This window comes from Nonomuraea sp. NPDC050790, from assembly GCF_044456745.1.
GTDB lineage: Bacteria > Actinomycetota > Actinomycetes > Streptosporangiales > Streptosporangiaceae > Nonomuraea.
In genome coordinates this window covers 940,087-961,507 of sequence record NZ_JBITGF010000003.1, presented here as the reverse complement: position 1 = coordinate 961,507, position 21,421 = coordinate 940,087, and the positions used below count along the sequence as shown (strand labels likewise).

Annotated in this window: 17 protein-coding genes; 6 read left to right on the top strand and 11 right to left on the bottom strand. The window is 70.5% G+C overall.

What is annotated here, in order from left to right; translation table 11 throughout:
* Positions 1–7 precede the first annotated feature (7 nt).
* Positions 8–1,069, bottom strand: coding sequence for a CapA family protein (locus tag ACIBEJ_RS19625; RefSeq protein ID WP_397184147.1), 1,062 nt, complete (start codon positions 1,067–1,069; stop codon positions 8–10).
* 50 nt (positions 1,070–1,119) lie between these two features.
* Entirely contained in the window at positions 1,120–1,938 is an 819-nt protein-coding gene (locus ACIBEJ_RS19620; protein ID WP_397184146.1) for a helix-turn-helix transcriptional regulator, read from the bottom strand.
* Positions 1,939–2,010: 72 nt separating this feature from the next.
* Between ACIBEJ_RS19620 and ACIBEJ_RS19615 the strand changes: the two genes are divergently transcribed.
* Together ACIBEJ_RS19615 and ACIBEJ_RS19610 are read left to right on the top strand one after the other, a co-directional pair.
* Positions 2,011–3,375: an MFS transporter gene (locus ACIBEJ_RS19615; RefSeq protein WP_397184145.1), complete on the top strand. Its 1,365-nt coding sequence runs from the start codon at positions 2,011–2,013 to the stop codon at positions 3,373–3,375.
* A gap of 97 nt (positions 3,376–3,472) precedes the next feature.
* Entirely contained in the window at positions 3,473–4,921 is a 1,449-nt protein-coding gene (locus ACIBEJ_RS19610; protein WP_397184144.1) for a catalase, read from the top strand.
* An 84-nt stretch (positions 4,922–5,005) separates the two neighbouring features.
* On the opposite strand, the gene ACIBEJ_RS19605 is transcribed toward ACIBEJ_RS19610, so the two are convergent.
* The 7 genes from ACIBEJ_RS19605 to ACIBEJ_RS19575 form a co-directional block, all read right to left on the bottom strand.
* Positions 5,006–5,653, bottom strand: a complete 648-nt coding sequence (locus tag ACIBEJ_RS19605) for a hypothetical protein (protein WP_397184143.1) — start codon at positions 5,651–5,653, stop codon at positions 5,006–5,008.
* A 168-nt stretch (positions 5,654–5,821) separates the two neighbouring features.
* Positions 5,822–8,401, bottom strand: a complete 2,580-nt coding sequence (gene clpB / locus ACIBEJ_RS19600; RefSeq protein WP_397184142.1) for an ATP-dependent chaperone ClpB — start codon at positions 8,399–8,401, stop codon at positions 5,822–5,824.
* Between the two features lie 6 nt (positions 8,402–8,407).
* Positions 8,408–8,758 carry a heat shock protein transcriptional repressor HspR gene (locus ACIBEJ_RS19595; RefSeq protein ID WP_397184141.1) on the bottom strand — a complete coding sequence of 117 codons (351 nt, stop codon included), beginning with the start codon at positions 8,756–8,758 and terminating at the stop codon, positions 8,408–8,410.
* 4 nt (positions 8,759–8,762) lie between these two features.
* Complete coding sequence (dnaJ, locus tag ACIBEJ_RS19590) at positions 8,763–9,953, bottom strand: molecular chaperone DnaJ (protein WP_397184140.1); 1,191 nt, start codon at positions 9,951–9,953, stop codon at positions 8,763–8,765.
* Between the two features lie 15 nt (positions 9,954–9,968).
* Positions 9,969–10,601: a nucleotide exchange factor GrpE gene (grpE, locus tag ACIBEJ_RS19585; RefSeq protein ID WP_397184139.1), complete on the bottom strand. Its 633-nt coding sequence runs from the start codon at positions 10,599–10,601 to the stop codon at positions 9,969–9,971.
* On the bottom strand, positions 10,601–12,469 hold the full coding sequence (gene dnaK, locus ACIBEJ_RS19580; protein ID WP_397184138.1) for a molecular chaperone DnaK: 1,869 nt from the start codon (positions 12,467–12,469) through the stop codon (positions 10,601–10,603). The genes grpE and dnaK overlap by 1 nt, the downstream gene beginning before the upstream one ends.
* Before the next feature lie 241 nt (positions 12,470–12,710).
* The gene (locus ACIBEJ_RS19575; RefSeq protein WP_397184137.1) at positions 12,711–13,532 is read right to left on the bottom strand and encodes an SDR family oxidoreductase; all 822 of its coding nucleotides are present in this window, start codon (positions 13,530–13,532) and stop codon (positions 12,711–12,713) included.
* Between ACIBEJ_RS19575 and ACIBEJ_RS19570 the strand changes: the two genes are divergently transcribed.
* A complete protein-coding gene (locus tag ACIBEJ_RS19570) occupies positions 13,531–13,920 on the top strand; it encodes a MarR family winged helix-turn-helix transcriptional regulator (RefSeq protein WP_397184136.1) in 390 nt (129 codons plus the stop codon). The genes ACIBEJ_RS19575 and ACIBEJ_RS19570 overlap by 2 nt on opposite strands.
* On the opposite strand, the gene ACIBEJ_RS19565 is transcribed toward ACIBEJ_RS19570, so the two are convergent.
* Together ACIBEJ_RS19565 and ACIBEJ_RS19560 are read right to left on the bottom strand one after the other, a co-directional pair.
* Positions 13,913–17,662: a LamG-like jellyroll fold domain-containing protein gene (locus ACIBEJ_RS19565; protein ID WP_397184135.1), complete on the bottom strand. Its 3,750-nt coding sequence runs from the start codon at positions 17,660–17,662 to the stop codon at positions 13,913–13,915. The genes ACIBEJ_RS19570 and ACIBEJ_RS19565 overlap by 8 nt on opposite strands.
* Positions 17,663–17,781: 119 nt before the next feature.
* The gene (locus ACIBEJ_RS19560; protein ID WP_397184134.1) at positions 17,782–18,141 is read right to left on the bottom strand and encodes a hypothetical protein; all 360 of its coding nucleotides are present in this window, start codon (positions 18,139–18,141) and stop codon (positions 17,782–17,784) included.
* Positions 18,142–18,325: 184 nt separating this feature from the next.
* Here ACIBEJ_RS19560 and ACIBEJ_RS19555 point away from each other — a divergent pair, with 184 nt between their 5' ends.
* The 3 genes from ACIBEJ_RS19555 to ACIBEJ_RS19545 all read left to right on the top strand — a co-directional run bounded on the left by ACIBEJ_RS19555 (position 18,326) and on the right by ACIBEJ_RS19545 (position 21,400).
* Positions 18,326–19,207 carry a proline dehydrogenase family protein gene (locus ACIBEJ_RS19555; protein ID WP_397184133.1) on the top strand — a complete coding sequence of 294 codons (882 nt, stop codon included), beginning with the start codon at positions 18,326–18,328 and terminating at the stop codon, positions 19,205–19,207.
* Positions 19,208–19,262: 55 nt separating this feature from the next.
* The gene (proC, locus tag ACIBEJ_RS19550) at positions 19,263–20,057 is read left to right on the top strand and encodes a pyrroline-5-carboxylate reductase (protein WP_397184132.1); all 795 of its coding nucleotides are present in this window, start codon (positions 19,263–19,265) and stop codon (positions 20,055–20,057) included.
* A gap of 137 nt (positions 20,058–20,194) precedes the next feature.
* Positions 20,195–21,400, top strand: a complete 1,206-nt coding sequence (locus tag ACIBEJ_RS19545; protein ID WP_397184131.1) for an MFS transporter — start codon at positions 20,195–20,197, stop codon at positions 21,398–21,400.
* Positions 21,401–21,421: the final 21 nt, after the last annotated feature.

The window sequence follows — 21,421 nt, the reverse complement described above, 5'->3', positions numbered from 1 at the left end:
CCAATGATTAACGGGCGGACAGTCCTGTGCAAGAGCGCAGCGCCTTCCAACTGGCGACGGCCTGGGTGCGGGCCGTGCCGGTCAGGGGGATCGGCGTGCCGCCCTGGATGGAGGCGGGGGTCCAGTGGTCCTTGATGACCTTGCGGCCGTTGATCGTCAGGGTGAGGACGCCGCTGGGGCTGTTGCCGTACCAGAGGAAGTTGCCCAGGCCGTAGTTGACGTAGGACCTGCCGAGATAGCCGCTGCCGAGCAGGACGTGGGCGTGGCCGCCGACGATGACGTCCGCGCCCGCCTTGGCCAGCTTGGGGGCCAGCGCGCGCTGCGCCGGGTTCGGGCAGGTCATGCGCTCGGTGCCCCAGTGCAGGTAGACGATCACGGTGTCAGAGGTACGGCGGGCCTTCCTGACCTCCTGGACCAGGCGCTCCTCGTTCTTGGCCGAGGCCAGGCCGCCCTGGCTGTCGGTGGCGGTCCAGGCGGTGATGAACTCGTCGTCCAGCACCTGGGTGGCGCCGATGATCGAGACCCGGTTGCCGTTCACCGTGGTGCGCCACGGCTTGTAGGCCGCGTCCTCGTTCCTGCCGATGCCCACGACCGGGTACTTCGCCCGTTTGATCGCGGCCAGCGAGTCGGTCAGGCCGGTCTGCATGTAGTCCATGCCGTGGTTGTTGGCCATGCTGACCACGTCGATCCCGGCCGCCTTCAGCGCGGTGAACGCCGTGGGCGGCGCCCGGAAGGTGAACTGCTTGCCCGGCGCCTTGGTCCCGCCCGTGGTGATCGCCGTCTCCAGGTTGACCATGGCCAGGTCGGACCGGCTGAGCACCTTCGCGACCGGCCCGAACGCGGTGCGCGCGCTGCCGTCCAGCCGGGCGCGTAAGACGCCCTCGAAGTGCACGTCCCCGCCGAAGGAGATCGTGTACGGCTCCCGCTCAACCGCCTTCTTGGTGGGCACCTCGGGGGAGGTCGGCATCGTCTTGCGGGCCGGGGACTTGTCAGGCTCCGCCTGGGTCGCGGAGCAGGCGGCCACGGTGATGGTTACGGCTAATGCCAGGAAGGCAGGGCTGATTCTCATCTATGGCTACTTCTCCTCGATCCCACACATCAAGGATTGAGCATGCCATGTCAGACGGTTTCGCGGGCATGTGCGGTCAACCACACCACTGCGGAGCGGGTGGTCTCGTTCGCGGGGGTATAGACGACCATGCGGGTTTCGGTGGTCGCGTCGCAGCTGAAGCTCGTGGTGGTGAAGTGCAGGTCGCCGACGGCGTCGTTGACGAAGAGCTTGTCGCGGCGTCCGGGATCGGCCACGTCCTGGAGCGCCCACAGCCGGGCGAACTCCGGGCTGGTCGCGACGAGCTTCTCCGCGAACTCCTTCCAGCACGGATCGTGCGCGTGCCTGCTGTAGGCCCCGCGGAAGACGGCGACCGCCCTGGCCAGTTCCTCGTCGCGGTTGACCAGCCGCGTGGACAGGTCGTCGCGGGTGAACAGGAGCCACAGGGTGTTCGGCTCGCCCTGGGCGATCTCGGGGAAGAGGGCGGCGTACGCGGCGTTCCAGGCGAGCACGTCGTGCCGGCTGGTCGCGATGCAGGCGGCGATCGGGCTGAGCTGGTCGAGGATCTGCCGCATCTCCGGCGTGACCCGGCCGGAGTCCACGACGGGCACCGGATCCTGGTGCCCGGCCAGCCGGAACAGGTGCAGCCGCTCGGCCGCGTCGAGCTGGAGGGTGCGGGCGACGGCGTCCAGTACCTGGATGCTGGCGTTGATCGGGCGTCCCTGCTCCAGCCACGTGTACCAGGTCACGCCGACCCCGGCCAGCAGCGCGACCTCCTCGCGGCGCAGCCCGGGAGTACGCCTGCGGGTGCCCGGCGGCAGTCCCGCCATGTCGGGCGTGATGCGCTCGCGACGGCTGCGGAGGTAGGCGGCGAGGTCTGTCCGCTTCATAACCAGGTACCCCCAATACCGGTATAAATGGGCTCTCGTTACTGGTATCCAGTCTGTCGCAACCTGGTCATCATGACTACTGCTGCCCTCGCCCCCCGACAGGAAAGGACGAAGACCAGCGGCATCCTCCTGGCGATCATCCTGGTGGGCCAGTTCCTGGCCATTCTGAACGTCAACATCGTCAACGTCGCCATCCCCACGATCGAGCGCGACCTGCACTCCTCCGGCGCGGGCCTGCAGATGATCGTGGCGGGCTACACCATCGTCTACGCCGTCCTGCTGATCACCGGCGCGCGGGTCGGCGACCTGTTCGGCTACCGCAACACCTTCCTGGCCGGGCTCGCCTTCTTCACCGTGACCACGCTGGGCTCGGGCCTGGCGCCCACCACCGGGTGGCTCGTGGTGTTCCGGCTCGCGCAGGGCGCCGGCGCCGCGCTGATGATGCCCCAGGTGCTCACGCTCATCCAGCGCAACTACCACGGCGCGGCCAGGGGCCGGGCGATGGGCCTGTGGTCGGCCGTCGTCAGCGGCGGCATCGTGGTCGGCCAGGCGCTCGGCGGGATCATGCTCGGGGTCGGGCTGAGCTGGCGGGCGCTGTTCCTGGTGATGGTCCCGATCGGGGCCCTTCTGCTGGTCGCCGGGCTGCGCGTGCTGCCGGCCGACGGGGGCGGCGGGCGTACCGGCCTCGATCCGGTCGGGCTGGTCACGCTGTCGGCGGCCGTTCTGCTGTTCGTCGTGCCGCTCGTGCTCGGCCGCGAGCTGGGCTGGCCGGTGTGGGGCTGGGTCTCGATCGGGCTCAGCGCCGTCGTCTTCTTCGCCTTCGTCCGCGTGGAGCGGTGGGTCTCCGGCCGCGGGGGGCGGCCGCTGGTGGACGCCTCGGTCCTGCGGGCGCCGGGCATGCGGCCGGGGCTCGGCGTGCTGCTGTTCGGGCCGGCGACGTGGGGCGCCTTCCTGTTCACCTCGGCGCTGCACCTTCAGGGCGAGCTGCACCTGTCGCCGCTGATGTCGGGACTCATGCTGGTGCCGTGCGCGGTGGCGTTCGCCGGGGTCGGGCTGCTGTGGCCGCGGCTGCCGGCCAGGTTGCAGCGGACGCTGGTGCCGTTCGGGTACGTGGTGGCGGCTCCGGCCTACTTCGGGCTCGGGCTGGTCAGCGGGGGCGGCTGGCCGTACGCCGTGCTGAGCGCGCTCATCGGCGGCGGGCTGGGCGTGCAGATCGCGGTCACCAACCTGGCCACGCAGTCGGTCGCCGACGAGTACGCGGCCGACGCCAGCGGCGCGCTGCTCACGGTGATGCAGCTCGGCCAGGTGATCGGGGTGGCGACGGTCGGGACGCTGTTCATGGCCCAGGGCGAGGGGGCCACGGCGGTGGCGCTGGCGGGACTGGCCGTACTGGCCGGGTTGTCGTCTCTTTTCCTCGTCAGATCAAAACTTGGATGACTCCTTTACTTGAATCATTCGTGTTTAGGGCATAGGTTGCGGGGAGATGGGGCCCGTCACGGGCCCCGACGCGATGATTTCTCGGGAGGGCCTCGCGATGACCACCAGGCCAATCAGCACCGACGACGCCGGCATCCCCGCGCCGAGTGACGAGCACTCGCTGTCCGTCGGACCGAACGGCCCGCTGCTGCTTCAGGATCACTACCTGATCCAGAAGATGGCGCACTTCAACCGCGAGCGGGTCCCGGAGCGCGTGGTGCACGCCAAGGGCGGTGGCGCGCACGGCGTGCTGCGGATCACCGAGGACGTCAGCCAGTTCACCAAGGCCAAGCTGTTCCAGAAGGGCAAGGAGACGCCGCTCTTCCTGCGCTTCTCCACCGTGGCCGGCGAGCTGGGCTCCGCCGACACCGCCCGCGACCCGCGCGGCTTCGCGATCAAGTTCTACACCGAGGACGGCAACTACGACCTCGTCGGCAACAACACGCCGATCTTCTTCATCCGCGATCCGCAGAAGTTCTCCGACTTCATCCACAGCCAGAAGCGCCGCGCCGACAACCATCTGCGCGACAACAACATGCAGTGGGACTTCTGGACGCTCTCGCCGGAGTCGGCGCACCAGGTCACGTTCCTGATGAGCGACCGCGGCACCCCGGCGAGCTGGCGGAACATGCACGGCTTCGGCTCGCATACGTTCCTCTGGTATAGCGAGGTGGGCGAGAAGTTCTGGATCAAGTACCACTTCAAGACCGACCAGGGCATCAGGAACCTCACCGCCGCCGAGGCCGACGCCATGGCCGCCGCCGACCCCGACCACCACATCCGCGACCTGCACGAGGCGATCAAGCGCGGCGAGCACCCGTCCTGGACGGTGAACGTGCAGGTCATGCCGTTCGAGGCGGCGGCCGACTACCGGTTCAACCCGTTCGACCTGACCAAGGTGTGGCCGCACGGCGACTACCCCGAGATCACGATCGGCACGATGACGCTGAACCGGAACCCCGACAACTACTTCGCCGAGGTCGAGCAGGCCGCGTTCGAGCCGTCGAACCTGGTGCCCGGCATCGACACCTCGCCGGACAAGATGCTCCAGGGGCGCCTGTTCTCCTACCCCGACACCCACCGCTACCGGATCGGCCCGAACTACCTGCAACTGCCGGTCAACGCGCCGGCCGTACCGGTGAACAGCTACAACTTCGACGGGCCGATGACCTTCCGCAACATGAGCGACCCCGTCTACGCCCCCAACAGCATGAACGGCCCCGCCGCCGACCCGGCCCCCTACGCCGGCTCGGACTACCACGTCACCGGCGAGATCATCCGCTCGGCCTACACGCTGCACGCCGAGGACGACGACTACGGCCAGCCGCGCGCCCTGTGGGAGAACGTGCTGTCGCCGACCGACCGCGAGCACCTGGTCTCCAACATCGTCGGCCACGCCTCCGCGCCCGAGGTGACCGCCGAGACGAAGAAGCGCGTCGTGGAGTACTGGAGCAACGTCCACAAGGACCTCGGCCAGGGCGTGTCCCAGGGCCTCGGCCTGTCCTGACACCGGCACGAGCGAGGGCCGCGACCTGGCAGGTCGCGGCCCTCTTTCTTACTCGTGGACGGCGGGCGCGCGCCGCCCGCGCGGTCAGCTCAGCTTGAGGCCGTTGAGCAGGTCGGCGATCCCCCCGGTCACCGGCTTGCTCTCGGGCACCCGCACCGCCTCCAGCGCCTTGCCAGGCGTCTTGGGCAGCGTGCCGGTGACCTCGTCCTTCACGGCCTCGGCCGGCTTCGGCAGGGTGATCGGGACTTCCACGGCGGACGCCAGCCCGGACGCGTCGGGCAGCGCCGGCACGTCACCCGCGACCTGCGGCAGCGCCGCCAGCGTGCCGGGCAGCGCCGGGTCGTTGGGCAGACCCGGCAGGTCGGGCGCGTCGGGCACGCTCGCCACGCTCTTCAGCCCGGCCATGCCGGGCGTGCCCGCGGGCATCGACGGGGCGCCGGCGGCCGCGGCAACGCCGCCCAGGTCCGCCAGGCTCAGCACCGCCGACGCCTTCGACAGGCCGGGCAGGCCCGCCTTCTTGGCCAGCGTCTCGGCCGACATGGCCAGGTCGCTGTCCTTGGGCGCGGTCATCTTCTCGCCGTAGTTGCCGGTCATGCGCAGGTCGAGCACTTCCTCACAGACCGAGGCCACCGTGGTGGGCGCCCGCAGGGCCGCGACCCTGTCGGCGCAGTGGTCGGCCCCGAGTGCGGGGCCCGCGACCAGCCAGCTCACCCCCGTGGTCAGAGTGGCCACCGCAAGGATGCTCCGGATGCTCCGAGATGACACTTCACGTCCCCCTGATCGTTTTCGGTGATCCGACGAACGCTGAAGCTAGTCACGCGGCCGGGGCAGGGAGAGGGGCTTGCCCGAAGGGTGGGCCAGACCTTACCCGGCCGCCCCGGCCGGAGATCCGCTTTGACCTCAGGCGGCGCGACTCACGGTGAGCTCGTCGTCGCCCAGGTCCACGCGGACCGTGTCGCCGTCGACGATCTCCCCAGAGAGCACCTCCTTGGCGAGCTTGTCGCCGATCGCCGACTGCACCAGCCGGCGCAGCGGCCGGGCGCCGTACATGGGGTCGTAGCCGGTCAGCGTCAGCCACTCGCGCGCCGCCTCGGTGACGTCGAGGCTGATGCGCCGCTCGGCCAGGCGGTGGGCCAGCCGGTCGATCTGCAGGTCGACGATCCGGCCCAGTTCCTCCGAGCCGAGCGCGTCGAACAGGATCACGTCGTCCAGCCGGTTGAGGAACTCCGGCTTGAACGCGTTGCGCACCGCGCCCATCACGGCCTCGCGCTTGGCGCCGTTCTCCAGCTTCGGATCGACCAGGAACTGCGAGCCGATGTTGGAGGTCAGGATCAGGATCGTGTTGCGGAAGTCGACCGTGCGCCCCTGCCCGTCGGTCAGCCGGCCGTCGTCGAGCACCTGCAGCAGGATGTCGAAGACCTCGGGGTGCGCCTTCTCGACCTCGTCCAGCAGCACCACCGTGTACGGCCGCCGCCGCACCGCCTCGGTGAGCTGCCCGCCCTCCTCGTAGCCGACGTACCCGGGAGGCGCGCCGACCAGCCTGGCCACGCTGTGCTTCTCGGAGTACTCGCTCATGTCGATCCTGGTCATCGCCCGCTCGTCGTCGAACAGGAACTCCGCCAGCGCCTTGGCCAGCTCGGTCTTGCCGACGCCGGTCGGGCCCAGGAACATGAACGAGCCCGTGGGCCGGTCGGGGTCGGCGATGCCGGCGCGGCTGCGCCGTACGGCGTCGGAGACGGCCTGGACGGCCTGGGTCTGTCCGATGAGGCGGCGGCCGAGCTCCTCCTCCATGCGCAGCAGCTTGGCGGTCTCGGCCTCCAGCAGGCGTCCGGCGGGGATGCCGGTCCAGGAGGAGATGACCTCGGCGATGTCGTCGGCGCCGACCTCCTCCTTGACCATCGGCTGCGACTCGGCCTCCTGGGCGGCGGCGCTGGCGACCTCCAGCTCCTTCTCCAGCCTCGGGACCTCGTCGTAGAGCAGCCGGGAGGCGTCGGCGTAGTTGCCGTCGCGCTGGAAACGCTCGGCGTTGCTGCGTACCTCGTCGAGCTGCTTCTTCAGGTCGCCGACCTTGTTGAGCCCGGCCTTCTCCCGCTCCCAGCGGCCGACCAGGGCGTTGAGCTCCTCCTGGCGGTCGGCCAGCTCCTTGCGCAGCCGCTCCAGGCGCGCCTGGCTGGCCTCGTCGGTCTCCTTGGAGAGCGCGAGCTCCTCCATCTTCATGCGGTCGACGTTGCGCTGGAGCTGGTCGATCTCCACCGGCCGCGAGTCGATCTCCATGCGCAGCCGGGAGGCGGCCTCGTCGACCAGGTCGATGGCCTTGTCGGGCAGGAAGCGGTTGGTGATGTAGCGGTCGGACAGCGCCGCGGCGGCGACCAGCGCGCTGTCGGCGATCACGACCTGGTGGTGGGCCTCGTAGCGGCCCTTCAGCCCGCGCAGGATCGCGATGGTGTCCTCGACCGTCGGCTCGCCGACGTAGACCTGCTGGAAGCGCCGCTCCAGCGCCGGGTCCTTCTCGATGCGCTCGCGGTACTCGTCGAGCGTGGTCGCGCCGATCATGCGCAGCTCGCCGCGGGCCAGCATCGGCTTGAGCATGTTGCCCGCGTCCATGGCGCCCTCGGCGGCTCCCGCGCCGACGACCGTGTGGAGCTCGTCGATGAAGGTCACGACCTGCCCGTCGCTCTCCTTGATCTCGGAGAGCACGGCCTTGAGCCGCTCCTCGAACTCGCCCCGATACTTCGCGCCCGCCACCATCGCGCCCAGGTCGAGCGAGATGAGCTGCTTGTTGCGCAGCGACTCCGGCACGTCGCCGGCCACGATGCGCTGGGCCAGCCCCTCGACGACGGCGGTCTTGCCCACGCCGGGCTCGCCGATCAGGACCGGGTTGTTCTTGGTGCGCCGTGACAGCACCTGGATGACGCGCCGGATCTCCGAGTCGCGGCCGATGACCGGGTCGAGCCTGCCCGCGCGGGCCCGCTCGGTCAGGTCGACGCCGTACTTCTCCAGCGCCTTGTAGGTGTCCTCGGGCGTCTCGCTGGTGACGCGGGCGTGGCCGCGTACCTTCTCGAAGGCGTCGAGCAGCGCGTCGGGCGTGGCGCCCTGCGCCTTGAGCAGGTCGGCGACCTGGCCGCCGTCGGCGGCCAGCGCGACCAGCAGGTGCTCGGTCGAGACGTACTCGTCCTCCAGCCGCTTGGCGCGCTGCGCGGCCGTGTTGATCACGGTGAGCAACTGGCGCGAGCTGGACGGCGCCGAGACCGTGGCGCCCTGCGCCTTCGGCAGCGCCGCGAGCATCTCCTCCGACTTCGCGCGCACCGCCTTCCAGTCGGCTCCGACGGCCTCCAGCAGAGGTACGGCGGTGCCGCCCGTCTGGGCCAGCAGCGTGGTCAGCAGGTGGGCCGGGGCGATCTCCGGGTTGCCCTCCGCGGCGGCACGCCGCATGGCCCCCGAAAGCGCCTCCTGGCTCTTCTGGGTGAGCTTGTAGTCCATGTGTTCTTACGCCCCCGGTGGCAGCTCGTAACGGATCAGCGCTCTCACCATCTGCATCTCGGCCCTGAGCCGGTGAACCTCCTCACGCAGCCGCAGGGCCTCGTTCTCAAGCTCGAGAATGCGCTTGATCCCGGCGAGGTTGATGCCCTCTTCCTGGGACAGGCGCTGGACCTCGCGGAGCATGATGATGTCGCGCGTGGAGTAAAGGCGGCCGCGTCCGGCCGTGCGGCCGGGCCTGACCAGTCCGAGCCGGTCGTACTGCCTCAGCGTCTGCGGGTGCAGTCCCGAGAGCTGCGCGGCCACCGAGATGACGTAGACGGGGGTGTCGTCGGACAGGTCGAAATAGTTGGCGTCCATCGGCTTACTCGCTTCTGGCTCGCTGGATGAGTTCGGCGCGCGGGTCGTCGCCCGCGGTCGCCGTGCTGAACTCCGTCAGCAGATCGCGCGACTTCTCGTCGAGCGTCTCGGGCACGAGCACTTCGACGCTGGCGAGCAGGTCGCCCTTGGTGCCGTCCTTGCGGGTGACGCCGCGGCCGCGGACGCGGAAGGTGCGCCCGTTGGGCGTGCCCGCCGGGATGCGCAGCGTGACCGGCAGCCCCTTGAGGATCGGGACCTTGATCTCGGCGCCCAGCGCGGCCTCGGTGAAGGTCACGGGCACCGTGATGGTCAGGTTGTCGCCCGTCCTGCCGAAGACGGCGTGCGGCTTCACGTGGGTGACGATGTAGAGGTCGCCCGCCGGTCCGCCGTTTTCCCCCGGCGCTCCCTTGGCCTTGAGCTTGACCCGCTGACCGTCGGCCACCCCCGCGGGGATGCGCGCCTGGATCGTGCGGGTGCTCTTGGCCCGCCCGCTGCCGTCGCAGTCCGGGCAGGGGTCGTCCACGATCAGACCACGGCCCTTGCAGTCGCGGCAGGGCTCGGAGAAGGCGAAGTTGCCCAGGTTGCGGCTGGCCGCGCCGGTGCCCTCACAGGTCGGGCAGACGCGCGGCGTGGTGCCGGCCTTGGCGCCGGTGCCGTTGCACGACTTGCACGCGGCCGAGCTCGTCAGCCGCAGCGAGACCGTGCTGCCCTCCACCGCCTCGGTGAAGGTCAGCGTCACCTCGGACTCGATGTCCTGCCCGCGCCGCGGCCTGGTCGCCCCCCCGGTACGGCCCGCGGTGGTGGTGCCACCCCGGTTGAACAGCCCGCCGAACAGGTCGCCGAGCCGCTCGCCCGCGCCGCCACCGCCACTCTGCTGGCCGGTGGCGGTGCCGCCGAACAGGTCGCCGAAGTCGAACGGGAAACCGCCACCGCCCGGACGCTGGCCGCCGACGCCGGACCCGAACAGCGTCCGGGCCTCGTCGTACTCCTTGCGGCGCTTGGTGTCCGACAGGATGTCGTTGGCCTCGGAGATCTCCTTGAACTTGGCCTCCTTGGCGGCGTCACCCTGGTTGGTGTCGGGGTGATACTGCCGGGCCAGCTTCCGGTAGGCCTTCTTGATCTCGTCTGCGGTGGCGGTCTTGGGCACACCAAGGACGGCGTAGTAGTCCTTCTCCAGGTAGTCCTTGGTGCTCATCGATGGCCCTTCGTCCTAGTTTTCGTCGTTGTCGTCGTCAGCCGGGGAGTCGTCCGGCTCCGCCACGGCCACCCGTGCCGGGCGCAGCACCCGCTCTCCGAGGCGGTACCCGGACTGCAGCACCTCGATGGCGGTCGGTTCGGTGACCTCCCGCGAGTAGCTGTGCATCAGCGCCTCGTGGACGGTCGGGTCGAACGGGTCGCCCTTCTGCCCGAACGAGGCGAGGCCCAGCTTGGTGAGAGCCGCTTCGAGCGACTCGGCCACCTTCGCGAAGCCCCCGGTGAGCTCGCCGTGGTCGCGGGCCCTGCCGATGTCGTCGAGGACGGGCAGGAGTTCGGCGAGAACCCCGGCCGTAGCCTGCTCGCGGACCGCGACGCGGTCGCGCTCGACCCGGCGGCGGTAGTTGGTGTACTCCGCCTGGAGCCGCTGGAGGTCGGCGGTGCGTTCGGCCAGCAGGATGGTGTCGGAGCCGGGCGCGCCGCTGGAGTTCGACTCGGCGCCGCCGTTGGCGGAGCCCGCGCCGGGCGCGGCGGTCGGGTCCGCGCCGGCGGCGTCCGGGGAGTCGGACCCGGCGCTCTGACGCGCCTGGCCCGTCTCAGGGTCGATCTTGCGGTTGTCGCGGATCACCGGCTCTTCTGCCCCCGGCATCACTTGTCCTTCTTCGGCTGGTCGTCGTCGACGATCTCGGCCTCGACCACGTCGTCGTCGCCCTTGTCCTGCTCGGGGCCGGGCGTGGCGTCCTGCGGGGCGCCCTCGCCGCCCTGCTGCTGGTTCTGGGCGTAGATCGCCGAGCCCATCTTCTGGCTGACGGTCGCCAGCTTCTCGGCGCTCGTGCGGATGACGTCGGTGTCGGTGCCCTCAAGAGCCTTCTTCAGCTCGGTGAGCGCCTCGTTGACCTCGGTCTTGATCTCGCCGGGGACCTTGTCGTCGTTCTCGCGGAGGAACTTCTCCGTCTGGTAGGCCAGACCGTCCGCGTTGTTGCGGACCTCGGCCTCCTCGCGGCGCTGCTTGTCCTCTTCGGCGTAGGACTCGGCCTCGCGCATCATGCGCTCGATGTCGTCCTTCGGCAGCGCGGAGCCGCCGGTGATCGTCATCGTCTGCTCCTTGCCGGTGCCGAGGTCCTTGGCGGAGACGTTGACGATGCCGTTGGCGTCGATGTCGAAGGTGACCTCGATCTGCGGGATGCCGCGGGGCGCCGGGGCGATGCCGGTCAGGTCGAAGGTGGCCAGCTTCTTGTTGTAGGAAGCGATCTCACGCTCGCCCTGGTACACCTGGATCTGCACCGACGGCTGGTTGTCCTCAGCCGTGGTGAAGACCTCGGAGCGCTTGGTCGGGATCGTGGTGTTGCGCTCGATGATCTTGGTGAAGATGCCGCCCTTGGTCTCGATGCCCAGCGACAGCGGGGTCACGTCGAGCAGCAGGACGTCCTTGACCTCACCCTTGAGCACACCGGCCTGCAGGGCGGCGCCGATGGCGACGACCTCGTCCGGGTTCACGCCCTTGTTGGGCTCCTTGCCGCCGGTCAGCTCCTTGACGAGCTCGGAGACGGCGGGCATGCGGGTCGAACCGCCGACGAGCACCACGTGCGCGATGTCGGCGACCTTGATGCCGGCGTCCTTGATGACCTGGTGGAACGGGCCCTTGGTCCGCTCGAGCAGGTCGGCGGTGAGCCGCTGGAACTCGCTGCGGGTCAGCTTCTCGTCGAGGTGCAGGGGCCCCTCGGAGGAAGCGGTGATGTAGGGCAGGTTGATGTTGGTCTCGGACTGGCTGGACAGCTCGATCTTGGCCTTCTCCGCGGCCTCGCGTAGGCGCTGGAGAGCCATCTTGTCCTTGGCCAGGTCGACGCCGTGGGCGTTCTGGAAGCGCTTGACGAGCTCGTCGACGACGCGCTGGTCCCAGTCGTCGCCACCGAGGTGGTTGTCACCGGAGGTGGCCTTCACCTCGACGAAGCCATGGCCGTCCTCCTGACCGACGTCGAGCAGGGACACGTCGAACGTGCCGCCGCCGAGGTCGAAGACGAGGATGGTCTGGTCCTGGTCCTTGTCGAGCCCGTAGGCCAGGGCGGCCGCGGTCGGCTCGTTGATGATGCGCAGCACGTTGAGGCCCGCGACGGTGCCGGCCTCCTTGGTCGCCTGACGCTGGGCGTCGTTGAAGTACGCCGGGACGGTGACCACCGCGTCGGTGATCTTCTCGCCCAGGTACGCCTCGGCGTCCTGCTTGAGCTTCTGCAGCACGAACGCGCTGATCTGCTGGGGGGAGAACTTCTTGCCGTCGATCTCCTGGGACCAGTTGGTGCCCATCTCCCGCTTGACGGAGCGGATGGTCCGGTCCACGTTGGTGACGGCCTGCCGCTTGGCGACCTCGCCGACCAGGACCTCGCCGTTCTTCGCGAAGGCGACCACGGACGGCGTGGTCCGCGAGCCCTGCGCGTTGGCGATGACGGTGGGCTCACCGCCCTCGAGGATCGAGACGACAGAGTTGGTCGTCCCCAGGTCGATACCTACCGCACGTGCCATGAGTACGTCCTTGTAGTCAAAGTTGAGTCCGTTAGGCTCAACTTACGAAGCCGAGTGGCCTTTGTCAAACGAGTTGAGCCTACCCGACTCAACCCCGATGAGCGCGAAAGCATTCCGCGGCATCGGACAAGAACGGGTGGGATCGTGCACACCACGCGTAACGGGGCAGATGGGCCTGGGGTTCCTGCGCCAGCCGGAGCGGGGAAAGCTCACATCGGCGCGGGACGTCGTCGGAAAGGCGTCAGTGGGTGAAGGCGGCGACGTTGGCGCCGGCCCAGGCCGCGAACGTCTGGGCGGGGCGGCCGGTCAGCTCCTCGACGGCGGTGGTGAGCGGCGCGGGCACGCCGTCGCACGACTGCCACCAGTCGAGCAGCGCGTCGGCGTACGGTCCGCGCACGTACGCGGACACCTCGGCCTTCCACTCCTCGCGGGTGACGGGCTTGACGCCGATCTCCCGGCCGAGCGCGCGTCCCAGGATGGCGAGCTGTTCGGCGAAGGTGAGCGACTCCGGCCCCGTCAGCGTGTACGGCCGCCCGCCCAGCGAAGGATCGGCCAGCACGGCCGCCGCGCAGGCGGCCACGTCGCTTTCGTGGATCGCGTCGCTGTGCGCGCCGGGGTACGGCAGGCTGACCGGCTCGCCGGACTTGACGGCCCACGACCACGCCGTCGCGTTGCCGGCGAACGCCCCAGGGCGCAGCAGCGTGGCCGGGATCGGGGAGCGCAGGAGCGCGTTCTCGGCCTCCAGGTGGGAGGCGGCCAGCGGATTGCCCGCCGGGTCGTCGGCGAGCACCGAGGAGGAGGACAGCAGTACGACGTGCCGCCCGCCCGCCTTGACGGCCTCGTCGGCGAAGGCGTCGGCGTGGGACGCCTCGGCGTAGAGGAAGATGGAGGTGACGCCGTCCAGGGCGGCGGCGAAGGTGCCCGGGTCGGTGAGGTCACAGTGGACGGTCCCGTCCGCTTCCGGCGCGCTGGAGGCCGCGCGGACCGGCAGGCCGCGTTCGCGCAGCGTCGGGATGAGGGCGCGGGCGACGGCGCCGCGACTTCCCGTGACGAGGATGGTCATGCTGGGGTGTTCCATCGGAATACACCCCACCGACCTGCAGTGCGTCGCGTTGCTGGACCTGGAGCCGGGCCCGGTGACCACCGGCAGGGTCGCGGCGCTCACCGGGCTGACGCACGGGTCGGCCACCCGGCTGGTCGACCGGCTGGAGAAGGGCGGCCTGGTCGTACGGCAGGCCGACGAGAAGGACCGCAGGCGCACCCTCGTCGCCCTGGCCCCCGAGGCGAAGGACCGGATCGGCGCGGCCTGGGACGGGCCGGGGGCCGACTTCGCCCAGGTCCTGGACGGCTACTCGGAGGGCGAGCTGGAGGTGATCGTCGACTACCTGCGCCGCACCGGTGAGGTGGGGCGCAGGCAGGCCGAGCGGCTCGGGAAACGGTCCGTCAGGTGATCGGGGTGTTCATGTCGGTGGTGATCTGGGCGGGGGTGAGGGCGCGGTTGTAGATGCGTACCTCGTCGATGAGGCCGTTGAAGTACTCGCCCCAGACGGCGTTGCCGCCGATGCGGAGCACGCCGTTGTCGGTCCTGATGTCTCCTGTCGCGGTGACCGAGCTCACCTCGGCGCCGTTGACGTACAGCTTGAGGTTCGCGCCGTCGTAGGTGGCGGCCACGTGGGTCCAGGTGTTGAGGGGCAGGGAGGCGGGGCCGTAGAGGCCGCGTTCCGAGGTGGTGTGGATCGTGCTGTGGGCGCGGTCGTTGAGGTCCAGGGTGTACGCGAGGTCGTTGCCGAACTGCTTCATCACGATGGTCCGCCAGCCGGTGCTCACGGCCGGTCGGACCCAGGCTTCCAGCGTCATGCCGCCGGTCAGCCGCAGGCTCGGGGAGTCGGCTACCGTGACCCAGCTTCCCGTGCCGTTGAACGACAGGGCGTTGCCGTACCTGCCGGCGGTGGTCCAGGAGGTGGCCGTCGAGGCGCCGTTGTTGCCGCTGCCCGAGGAGTCGGCGACGGTGACCCCGGCGCCCTCGTTCATGGCGTACGCCGCCACCAGGCCCTGGCCGGTCGGCGGCGCGGTCACGGCCGCGCTCGCCTCGCCGGAGGAGGCGCCGGTGTTGGGGACGGCGTCGAAGGCGCGCACCCGGTAGTGGTAGGTGCCCGCGGTCAGCCCCGAGTCGGTGAACGACGTGGACGGCGTGGAGCCGACCTGGTTGGCGCCGGACGGGGTGAAGCCCGGCGTCGTCGAGCGGTGGATCGTGTAGCCCTCGACGCCCACGTTGTCGGTGGCCGCGGTCCACGACAGGGAGGCGAAGCCGGCCCCGCCGGTGGCCGTCAGGGAGCCGGGCGCGCCCGGCGGCTCGGTGTCGGGCGGCTGCGGGGTGCCGATCGGGGTGTTCATGTCGGTGGTGATCTGGGCGGGGGTGAGGGCGCGGTTGTAGACGCGTACCTCGTCGATGAGGCCGTTGAAGTACTCGCCCCAGACGGCGTTGCCGCCGATGCGGAGCACGCCGCCGTCGGTCCTGATGTCTCCTGTCGCGGTGACCGAGCCGGTCTCCGCGCCGTTGACGTACAGCCGCAGCATGGCGCCGTCGTAGGTGGCGGCCACGTGCGTCCAGGTGTTGACGGGCAGGGAGGAGGCTCCGTAGAGGCCGCGTTCCGACGTGGTGTGGATGGTGCTGTGGGCGCGGTCGTTGAGGTCCAGGGTGTACGCGAGATCGTTGCCGAACTGCTTCATCATGATCGTGCGCCAGCCGGTGGTGCTCGCCGGGCGGATCCAGGCTTCCAGCGTCATGGCGCCGGTCAGCCGCAGGCTGGGGGAGTCGGGCACGGTGACCCAGCTCCCGGTGCCGTTGAACGACAGCGCCCTGCCGTACTTGCCGGTCTGGGCCCAGGTGGTCCCGGACGCGGTGCCGGCGTTGCCCGACGGGGAGGCGTCGCCGACGGCGGCGCCCGTGCCCTCGTTCATGGAGTACGCGGCCACGAGCCCCGGCTGCCCCTGCACGGGCTGGTAGGTCGCGGTGTAGGTGGCCGCGCTCGCCGGAGCGGTGATGTTGTGGACCGCGGCCCCGCCGTCGGACCAGGAGACGAAGCCCTGGTCACCCTGCGGGGAGGGCGCCGACAGGCCGACGCTCGAACCGACGATCACCGTCCTGGTGAACGGCGCGACCGTCTGCTCGGCGTTGAACCCGAGCACCAGACCGGGCGGGTTCGTCTGGAAGGTCAGGTTCACCGTCCTGGGTTGCAGCAGCACGCTCTTGGTGTCACTCAGGCCGTGCGCGTCGGTGACGGTGAGCTTGAGCTCCAGGTGCGACGGATACTCGTGGTCCGGAGCCTGGAACGACCCCGAGGTCCCGGTGAACGTGGTGATCTCGTGCTCGTGGCAGCCGCCCGGACAGTGGTGCATGATCAGCGCCCAGTGCATGCGTGAGCCGGGGATCGTGCCGTCCTGGGCGTCGGTGCCGGTGCCGGAGAACCCGATCGACTCGCCCACCGCCCAGGTCGTCGCGGCGGTGGGCGTGGTGATCGCCGCCGTGGGCGCGGTGTTGCCGACGTTGATCGTCACCGTGGCGTCGCCCTGGCCGCCCCTGCCGTCGTTGACGCGCAGCCGTACCGTGTGGGAGCCCGGCTGGGTGTAGGTTCGCGAGGGGGTCGCGGAGGTGGAGTCGTCGAGCTCGCCGTCGCCGTCGAGGTCCCACGCGTAGGTCAGCGTGTCGCCGTCGGGGTCGGTGGAGCCGGCGCCGGAGAAGGAGACCGCCAGCGGGGCCTCGCCCGAGGTCGGGTTCGCCGTGATCGCGGCCGTCGGCGGGTTGTTGTCGTAGAGGTAGCGCACGACCGTGCCGGCGTTGTAGTCCACGGCGAACAGGTCGCCGTTCGGCCCCGTCTCCAGCTCGACCGCGCCCACCCCCGAGTCGAACGTGGTGATCGTCGCGGGGTCGGGCAGGCCGTTCGCGCCCTTGGTCATCACCCAGACGCACGAGCGGCTGTAGTCGGAGAAGAACAGCGCGCCGTCATAGGCGGGCGGGTACGGCCCGCCCGGGTAGAACGCCACCCCGCTGGCCGAGGAGTTGCCGCTCGGGCACGGGTCGCTCGGCGCCGGCCGGGTGCTGTGGTTCCAGCCGAAGTACGGCGCGGCGTGCGCGGCGGCCCCGGCAGCGTAGTAGTTCTCGCACAGGGTCAGGTTGAGCGCGTCGTAGCCGCCCTGCCGGTTGGGGCCCTCGTAGCAGGGCCAGCCGAAGTTCGTCACGCCCGCGGTCGGGGCGGCGACGCGGTTGATCTCCTCCCAGGTGGTCCAGCCGACCTCGCCCAGCCACATCTCCGCGGTGCCCGGCCGGTTGGTCAGGCGGAACGGGTTGCGCAGGCCGTTGGCGACGATCCTCGCGGTGTTCTGGTCCGGGCTGCCCGCGTTCGGGTTGCCCGGAGCGGCGGCGCCGGTGTCGGGGTGGACGCGGATCATCGTGCCGTCCAGGCCGCTCGGGTCGCCGGTGGTGCGCACGTCCTGGGCGCGCAGCGCGCCGCCCTCCGCCGACGGCGGGGTCAGGGCGGTGCCGACCGGGCCGGGCGGGTCGCCGCACGGGTTATCCGGGGTGATGTCGGAGCTGGGCAGGTTGTCCTGGCCGTAGTCGGCGAAGTTGAAGCTGGCGCCGTCGCCGCCGGTGGCGTACAGCATGCCGTCGGGGCCGAACTGCAGGTCGCCGGTCGAGTGGCTGGGGTGCTGCTGGCACCAGTCGGTGATCAGCGGGGTCTCCGCGCCGGTGGGCGAGATGACCGAGAGGCGGCCGGTGATCAGGCAGCCGTCGCCGGTGGGGCCGGGCGGGCTGGGGCAGGGGTCGTCGGTGGCGCCGGCCGTACCCCAGCGTGGAGCGTTCCCGCCGGGTACGGCGTCGCGGGCGTACAGGACGTACAGCCGGGGATCGGCCGGGAAGCCGGGATGGAGGGCCATGCCGAGCAGGCCGCGGTCCCAGAAGTTGTGGACCTGGGTGCGCAGGTCCGCGTAGACGGTGGGGGTGGTGTCGGCGAGGGAGTCGAAGACCTTGATGATCCCGCTCTTCTCGGCCACGAAGACGCGGCCGTCGGCGGCGAACTCGATGTTGGACGGGCGCGTCAGGCCGCTGAAGACGACCTGTTTCTGGAACTGCGCCGGCAGGGCCTGCGCGGGTGGCGCGGCCAGCGCGACCCAACCGGCGGTGAGTAAGAGCACGGACGTCAGAACGCGTAAAAGCCGTCGCAAGAGAACCCCCAGTGACCCGTTTTGTCTCGATCTACGCAACAAAACCGGAGGAAGTCACTGGGGCTGTCCTCATGTGGACATTTCCCGATCTAGCGGAGCTTCGCCCCGTCGACGATCTTCCGCTTGCCCAGCGGCGCCTTGAGCTTGACCGTCGTCGTCTTCTGGACGGCGATCATGATGCAGGCGACGTCCTTGGCCTTCCTCGGCGTTCCCTCGTACAGGGTGATGGTGACCTTGCCCCGGGTCTCCTTCACCTTCACCCGGGCCAGCACCGTGCAGGGGGCCACGCCCGACTCCCAGGTGAGCCTGACCTTGCGGCCCTTGTCGAAGGACTTGGCCTTGGCGAAGGGGACCTTCCTGGTGTTGATCGTGTCGGCGACCGGCTTGACCGGCTCCGGGCCCTTGGTCGGGGTCGTGGACGGGACCTGTGCCACCGGCGCCGAACTCACCGGGGCGGCCTTCGTGCCGCTGGGGGCTGCCGACTGGGGCGGCGCAGCCGTACCGCAACTCGTTACCAGAACCAGGCATCCAGCCAGGAGGATTGTCCGCATACCTCTTCGACGGATCTGGCGGCGTAGCGGTTCATGCGCCACTTCCGGCGGGCGCGGCGGTGCTGAAGTTAGGGTGAGGGACGTGCTTCGTCAGGCCCTCATCGCCGTCTCCAAGAGCGAGCGCGCCGAGCGCGTCGTCTCCTCCTCCCCGCTGACCAGGGATCTGGTCCGGCGCTACGTCGCCGACGACGTCGGCGCGGTCGTCACCGAACTGACCGACCGGCGGCTGCTGGTCACCGTCGACCACCTCGGGGAGGAGGTGCGCGACCGGGCGCAGGCCGACGGCGCCGTGCGCGCCTACCTCGCCGTCCTCGATCGGCTGCCGCCCGGCGCCGACGTCTCGGTCAAGCTCACCGCGCTGGGCCTGCGCCTGTCGGAGCAGCTCGCGCTCGACAACGCCGCCACCATCTGCGACGCCGTGTCCGGCAGGGGCATCACGCTCACCCTCGACGCCGAGGAGCACGACACCGTCGCGGGGCTGGAGTCGGTCCACGCCACGCTGCGCAAGGAACATCCCGGCGTCGGCATCGTCGTCCAGGCGTACCTGCTCGACGCCGCCGAGCGCTGCGCCCGCCTCGACGGCGCGCGGGTGCGCCTGTGCAAGGGCGCCTACACCGCGCCCGGCGCCTACGGCTCCGCCCGCGAGATCGACCGCTCGTTCGTGCGCTGCCTCAAGATCCTCATGGCCGGCAGCGGCTACCCCATGGTCGCCACGCACGACCCGCGCCTCATCGAGATCGCCGCCGCGCTCGCCGTCCTCAACGGCCGCGACGCCACCGCCTTCGAATACCAGATGCTGTACGGCGTGCGCCCCGCCGAGCAGGAACGCCTGGCAGGGCTCGGCGCCCAGGTCCGCGTGTACGTGCCCTACGGCTCCGACTGGTATCCGTACCTGATGCGCCGCCTGGCCGAGCGACCCGCCAACCTCGCCTTCTTCGCCCGCTCCCTGCTCTCCAGAAAGTAGCCGCGCCGCGCCCGGTAGGCTGCGGGCCAGCGTCTACACCTGCGAGGGGCCTGACATGATCGCGATTCTGGGCACGGGCAAGATGGGCGAGGCCCTGCTGTCGGGGCTGCTGCGCGCCGGGTTCAAGCCAGGCGACATCGTGGCGACCACCCGCCGGCCGGAGCGTTCCCAGGCCCTTCGCGAGACGTACGGCGTGCAGACGGTCTCCAACGCCGAGGCCGCCAAGATGGCCGACACCATCATCCTGGCCGTCAAGCCACAGGACATGGCGGCCCTGCTCACCGAGATCGCCGCGTACGTCCCGGCCGACCGCCTGGTCATCTCGGCCGCCGCCGGCATCACCACCTCCTTCGTCGAGCAGCGGCTGGGGGTGGACGTGCCGGTGGTGCGGGTCATGTCCAACACGCCGATCCGCTTCGACGAGGCCATGAGCGTCATCTCGGCCGGGGCCCACGCGGGCGAGGAACACCTGCGGCGCACCGAGGACCTGCTCCGGCCCGTCGGCAAGGTGCTGCGCATCCCCGAGTCGCAGCAGGACGCCGCGACGGCGCTGTCGGGCAGCGGGCCCGCGTACTTCTTCTACCTGGTCGAGGCGATGGTGGACGCGGGCATCCTGCTCGGCATGCCCCGGGCCGCCGCCCTGGACATGGTCACGCAGTCGATCGTGGGCGCGGCCGTCATGCTGCGCGACTCCGGCGAACACCCGGTGATCCTGCGCGAAGCCGTCACCAGCCCCGGTGGCACCACGATCGCGGCCATCGCCGAACTGGAACGTCACAGCGTCCGCGCCGCCTTCCTGGCCGCCATCGAAGCCGCCCGCGACCGAGGCCGCGAACTCGCCTCCGGCTGACCCCCGCGCTTCGCGCGCCCCCGCGCTCCGCCCCTCGCGCTCCGCCCCTCGCCCCCCGCGCTCCGCGCGCCTTCGCGGCCCGCGCTCTGTGGCCCCACTGTTAGGAAACTTTCCTGGGTGGGGCATGATGGGCGGCCATGTGGACCAGGGACTTCCGTCTCTTCTTCGTGGCCAGGACGGTGTCCATGGCCGGGTTCGCCATGATGCCCGTGGCCACCGCCCTGGGTATGCGGCAGGCGGGCCACGGCGCCACCGGTGTGGGGCTGGCCCTGGCCGCTACCTCCGCCCCGATGGTCGCCCTGATCCTGTTCGGCGGCGTCCTGATGGACCGTTTCACCCCCCGCCGGATGATGATCGGCGCCGACCTCGCCAGGATCGTCAGCCAGGCCACTACCGCGGTCCTGTTCATGACCGGCAGGCCAGCCCTGTGGCAGATCCTCGTCCTGTCCGCGGTCAACGGCATCGCCAGCGCCATGTACAGCCCCGGCGTCGCCGGCACCATCCCCAGGATCACCACCGACATCCAGAAGGCCAACGCCGCACTCCGCGTCTCCGAGTCGATCATGATGCTGGCCGGCCCCGGCCTCGCGGGCGCGCTGGTGGGGCTGGCCGGCGTCGGCACCGTGTTCGCGCTGGACGCCGCCGGGTTCGCCGCCAGCGCCCTCTGCCTGCTGCTCATGCGGGTACGCGTGACCCGGGCGGAGGCGGCCAGACCGATGCTCCAGCAGCTCAGGGATGGCTGGCAGGAGTTCCGCTCCCGCACCTGGATGTGGAGCGTCATCCTGATGTGGGTGATCTTCAGCATCACGCTGTTCGGCCCGCTCATCCCGCTCGGCTCCGAGCTCATCACCGGCGCGCACGGCGAGGCCGCCTACGGCCTGGTCCTGTCCGCCGGCGGCGCGGGCACCATCGTCGGCGGCCTGGTCGCCATGCGGATCCGCCCCGCCCGCCCGCTCGCCGCCGGCGCGACCGGCATGCTCCTGTTCGCCCTCGAACCGCTCACCATCGCCCTCGGCGCCCCGCTGCCCGTCATGATGGCCGGACACCTGTTCGGCGGCGCCGCCTGGGGCTTCTGGTCGGTCATGTGGGCCACCAGCATCCAGACCAACATTCCCGGCGAGGCGCTCAACCGGGTCAGCGCCTACGAGATCGGCGGCTCCGTCATGGCCATGCCCATCGGCAACGCCGTCGCCGGGCCGGTGGCGGGCCTCGTCGGGGCGGAGAGCGTGCTGGGCCTGTCCGCGGTGATCGCGGTGTCGGGGTGTCTGGGGCTGCTCGCCGTACCGGCCGTTCGAGGGGTACGGCTGGCCGCCCCACGACCGGCCAAGGCGGACGCCGTGTGAGACGCGCGTGACCCCCTCTTT

Excerpts from the sequence above, each read along its gene's own strand:
- ACIBEJ_RS19625 (WP_397184147.1), bottom strand. The coding sequence starts at position 1,069 with ATGAGAATCAGCCCTGCCTTCCTGGCATTAGCCGTAACCATCACCGTG.
- ACIBEJ_RS19620 (WP_397184146.1), bottom strand. The coding sequence starts at position 1,938 with ATGAAGCGGACAGACCTCGCCGCCTACCTCCGCAGCCGTCGCGAGCGC.
- ACIBEJ_RS19615 (WP_397184145.1), top strand. The coding sequence starts at position 2,011 with ATGACTACTGCTGCCCTCGCCCCCCGACAGGAAAGGACGAAGACCAGC.
- ACIBEJ_RS19610 (WP_397184144.1), top strand. The coding sequence starts at position 3,473 with ATGACCACCAGGCCAATCAGCACCGACGACGCCGGCATCCCCGCGCCG.
- clpB (WP_397184142.1), bottom strand. The coding sequence starts at position 8,401 with ATGGACTACAAGCTCACCCAGAAGAGCCAGGAGGCGCTTTCGGGGGCC.
- ACIBEJ_RS19595 (WP_397184141.1), bottom strand. The coding sequence starts at position 8,758 with ATGGACGCCAACTATTTCGACCTGTCCGACGACACCCCCGTCTACGTC.
- dnaJ (WP_397184140.1), bottom strand. The coding sequence starts at position 9,953 with ATGAGCACCAAGGACTACCTGGAGAAGGACTACTACGCCGTCCTTGGT.
- grpE (WP_397184139.1), bottom strand. The coding sequence starts at position 10,601 with ATGCCGGGGGCAGAAGAGCCGGTGATCCGCGACAACCGCAAGATCGAC.
- dnaK (WP_397184138.1), bottom strand. The coding sequence starts at position 12,469 with ATGGCACGTGCGGTAGGTATCGACCTGGGGACGACCAACTCTGTCGTC.
- ACIBEJ_RS19570 (WP_397184136.1), top strand. The coding sequence starts at position 13,531 with ATGCTGGGGTGTTCCATCGGAATACACCCCACCGACCTGCAGTGCGTC.
- ACIBEJ_RS19575 (WP_397184137.1), bottom strand. The coding sequence starts at position 13,532 with ATGACCATCCTCGTCACGGGAAGTCGCGGCGCCGTCGCCCGCGCCCTC.
- proC (WP_397184132.1), top strand. The coding sequence starts at position 19,263 with ATGATCGCGATTCTGGGCACGGGCAAGATGGGCGAGGCCCTGCTGTCG.
- ACIBEJ_RS19545 (WP_397184131.1), top strand. The coding sequence starts at position 20,195 with ATGTGGACCAGGGACTTCCGTCTCTTCTTCGTGGCCAGGACGGTGTCC.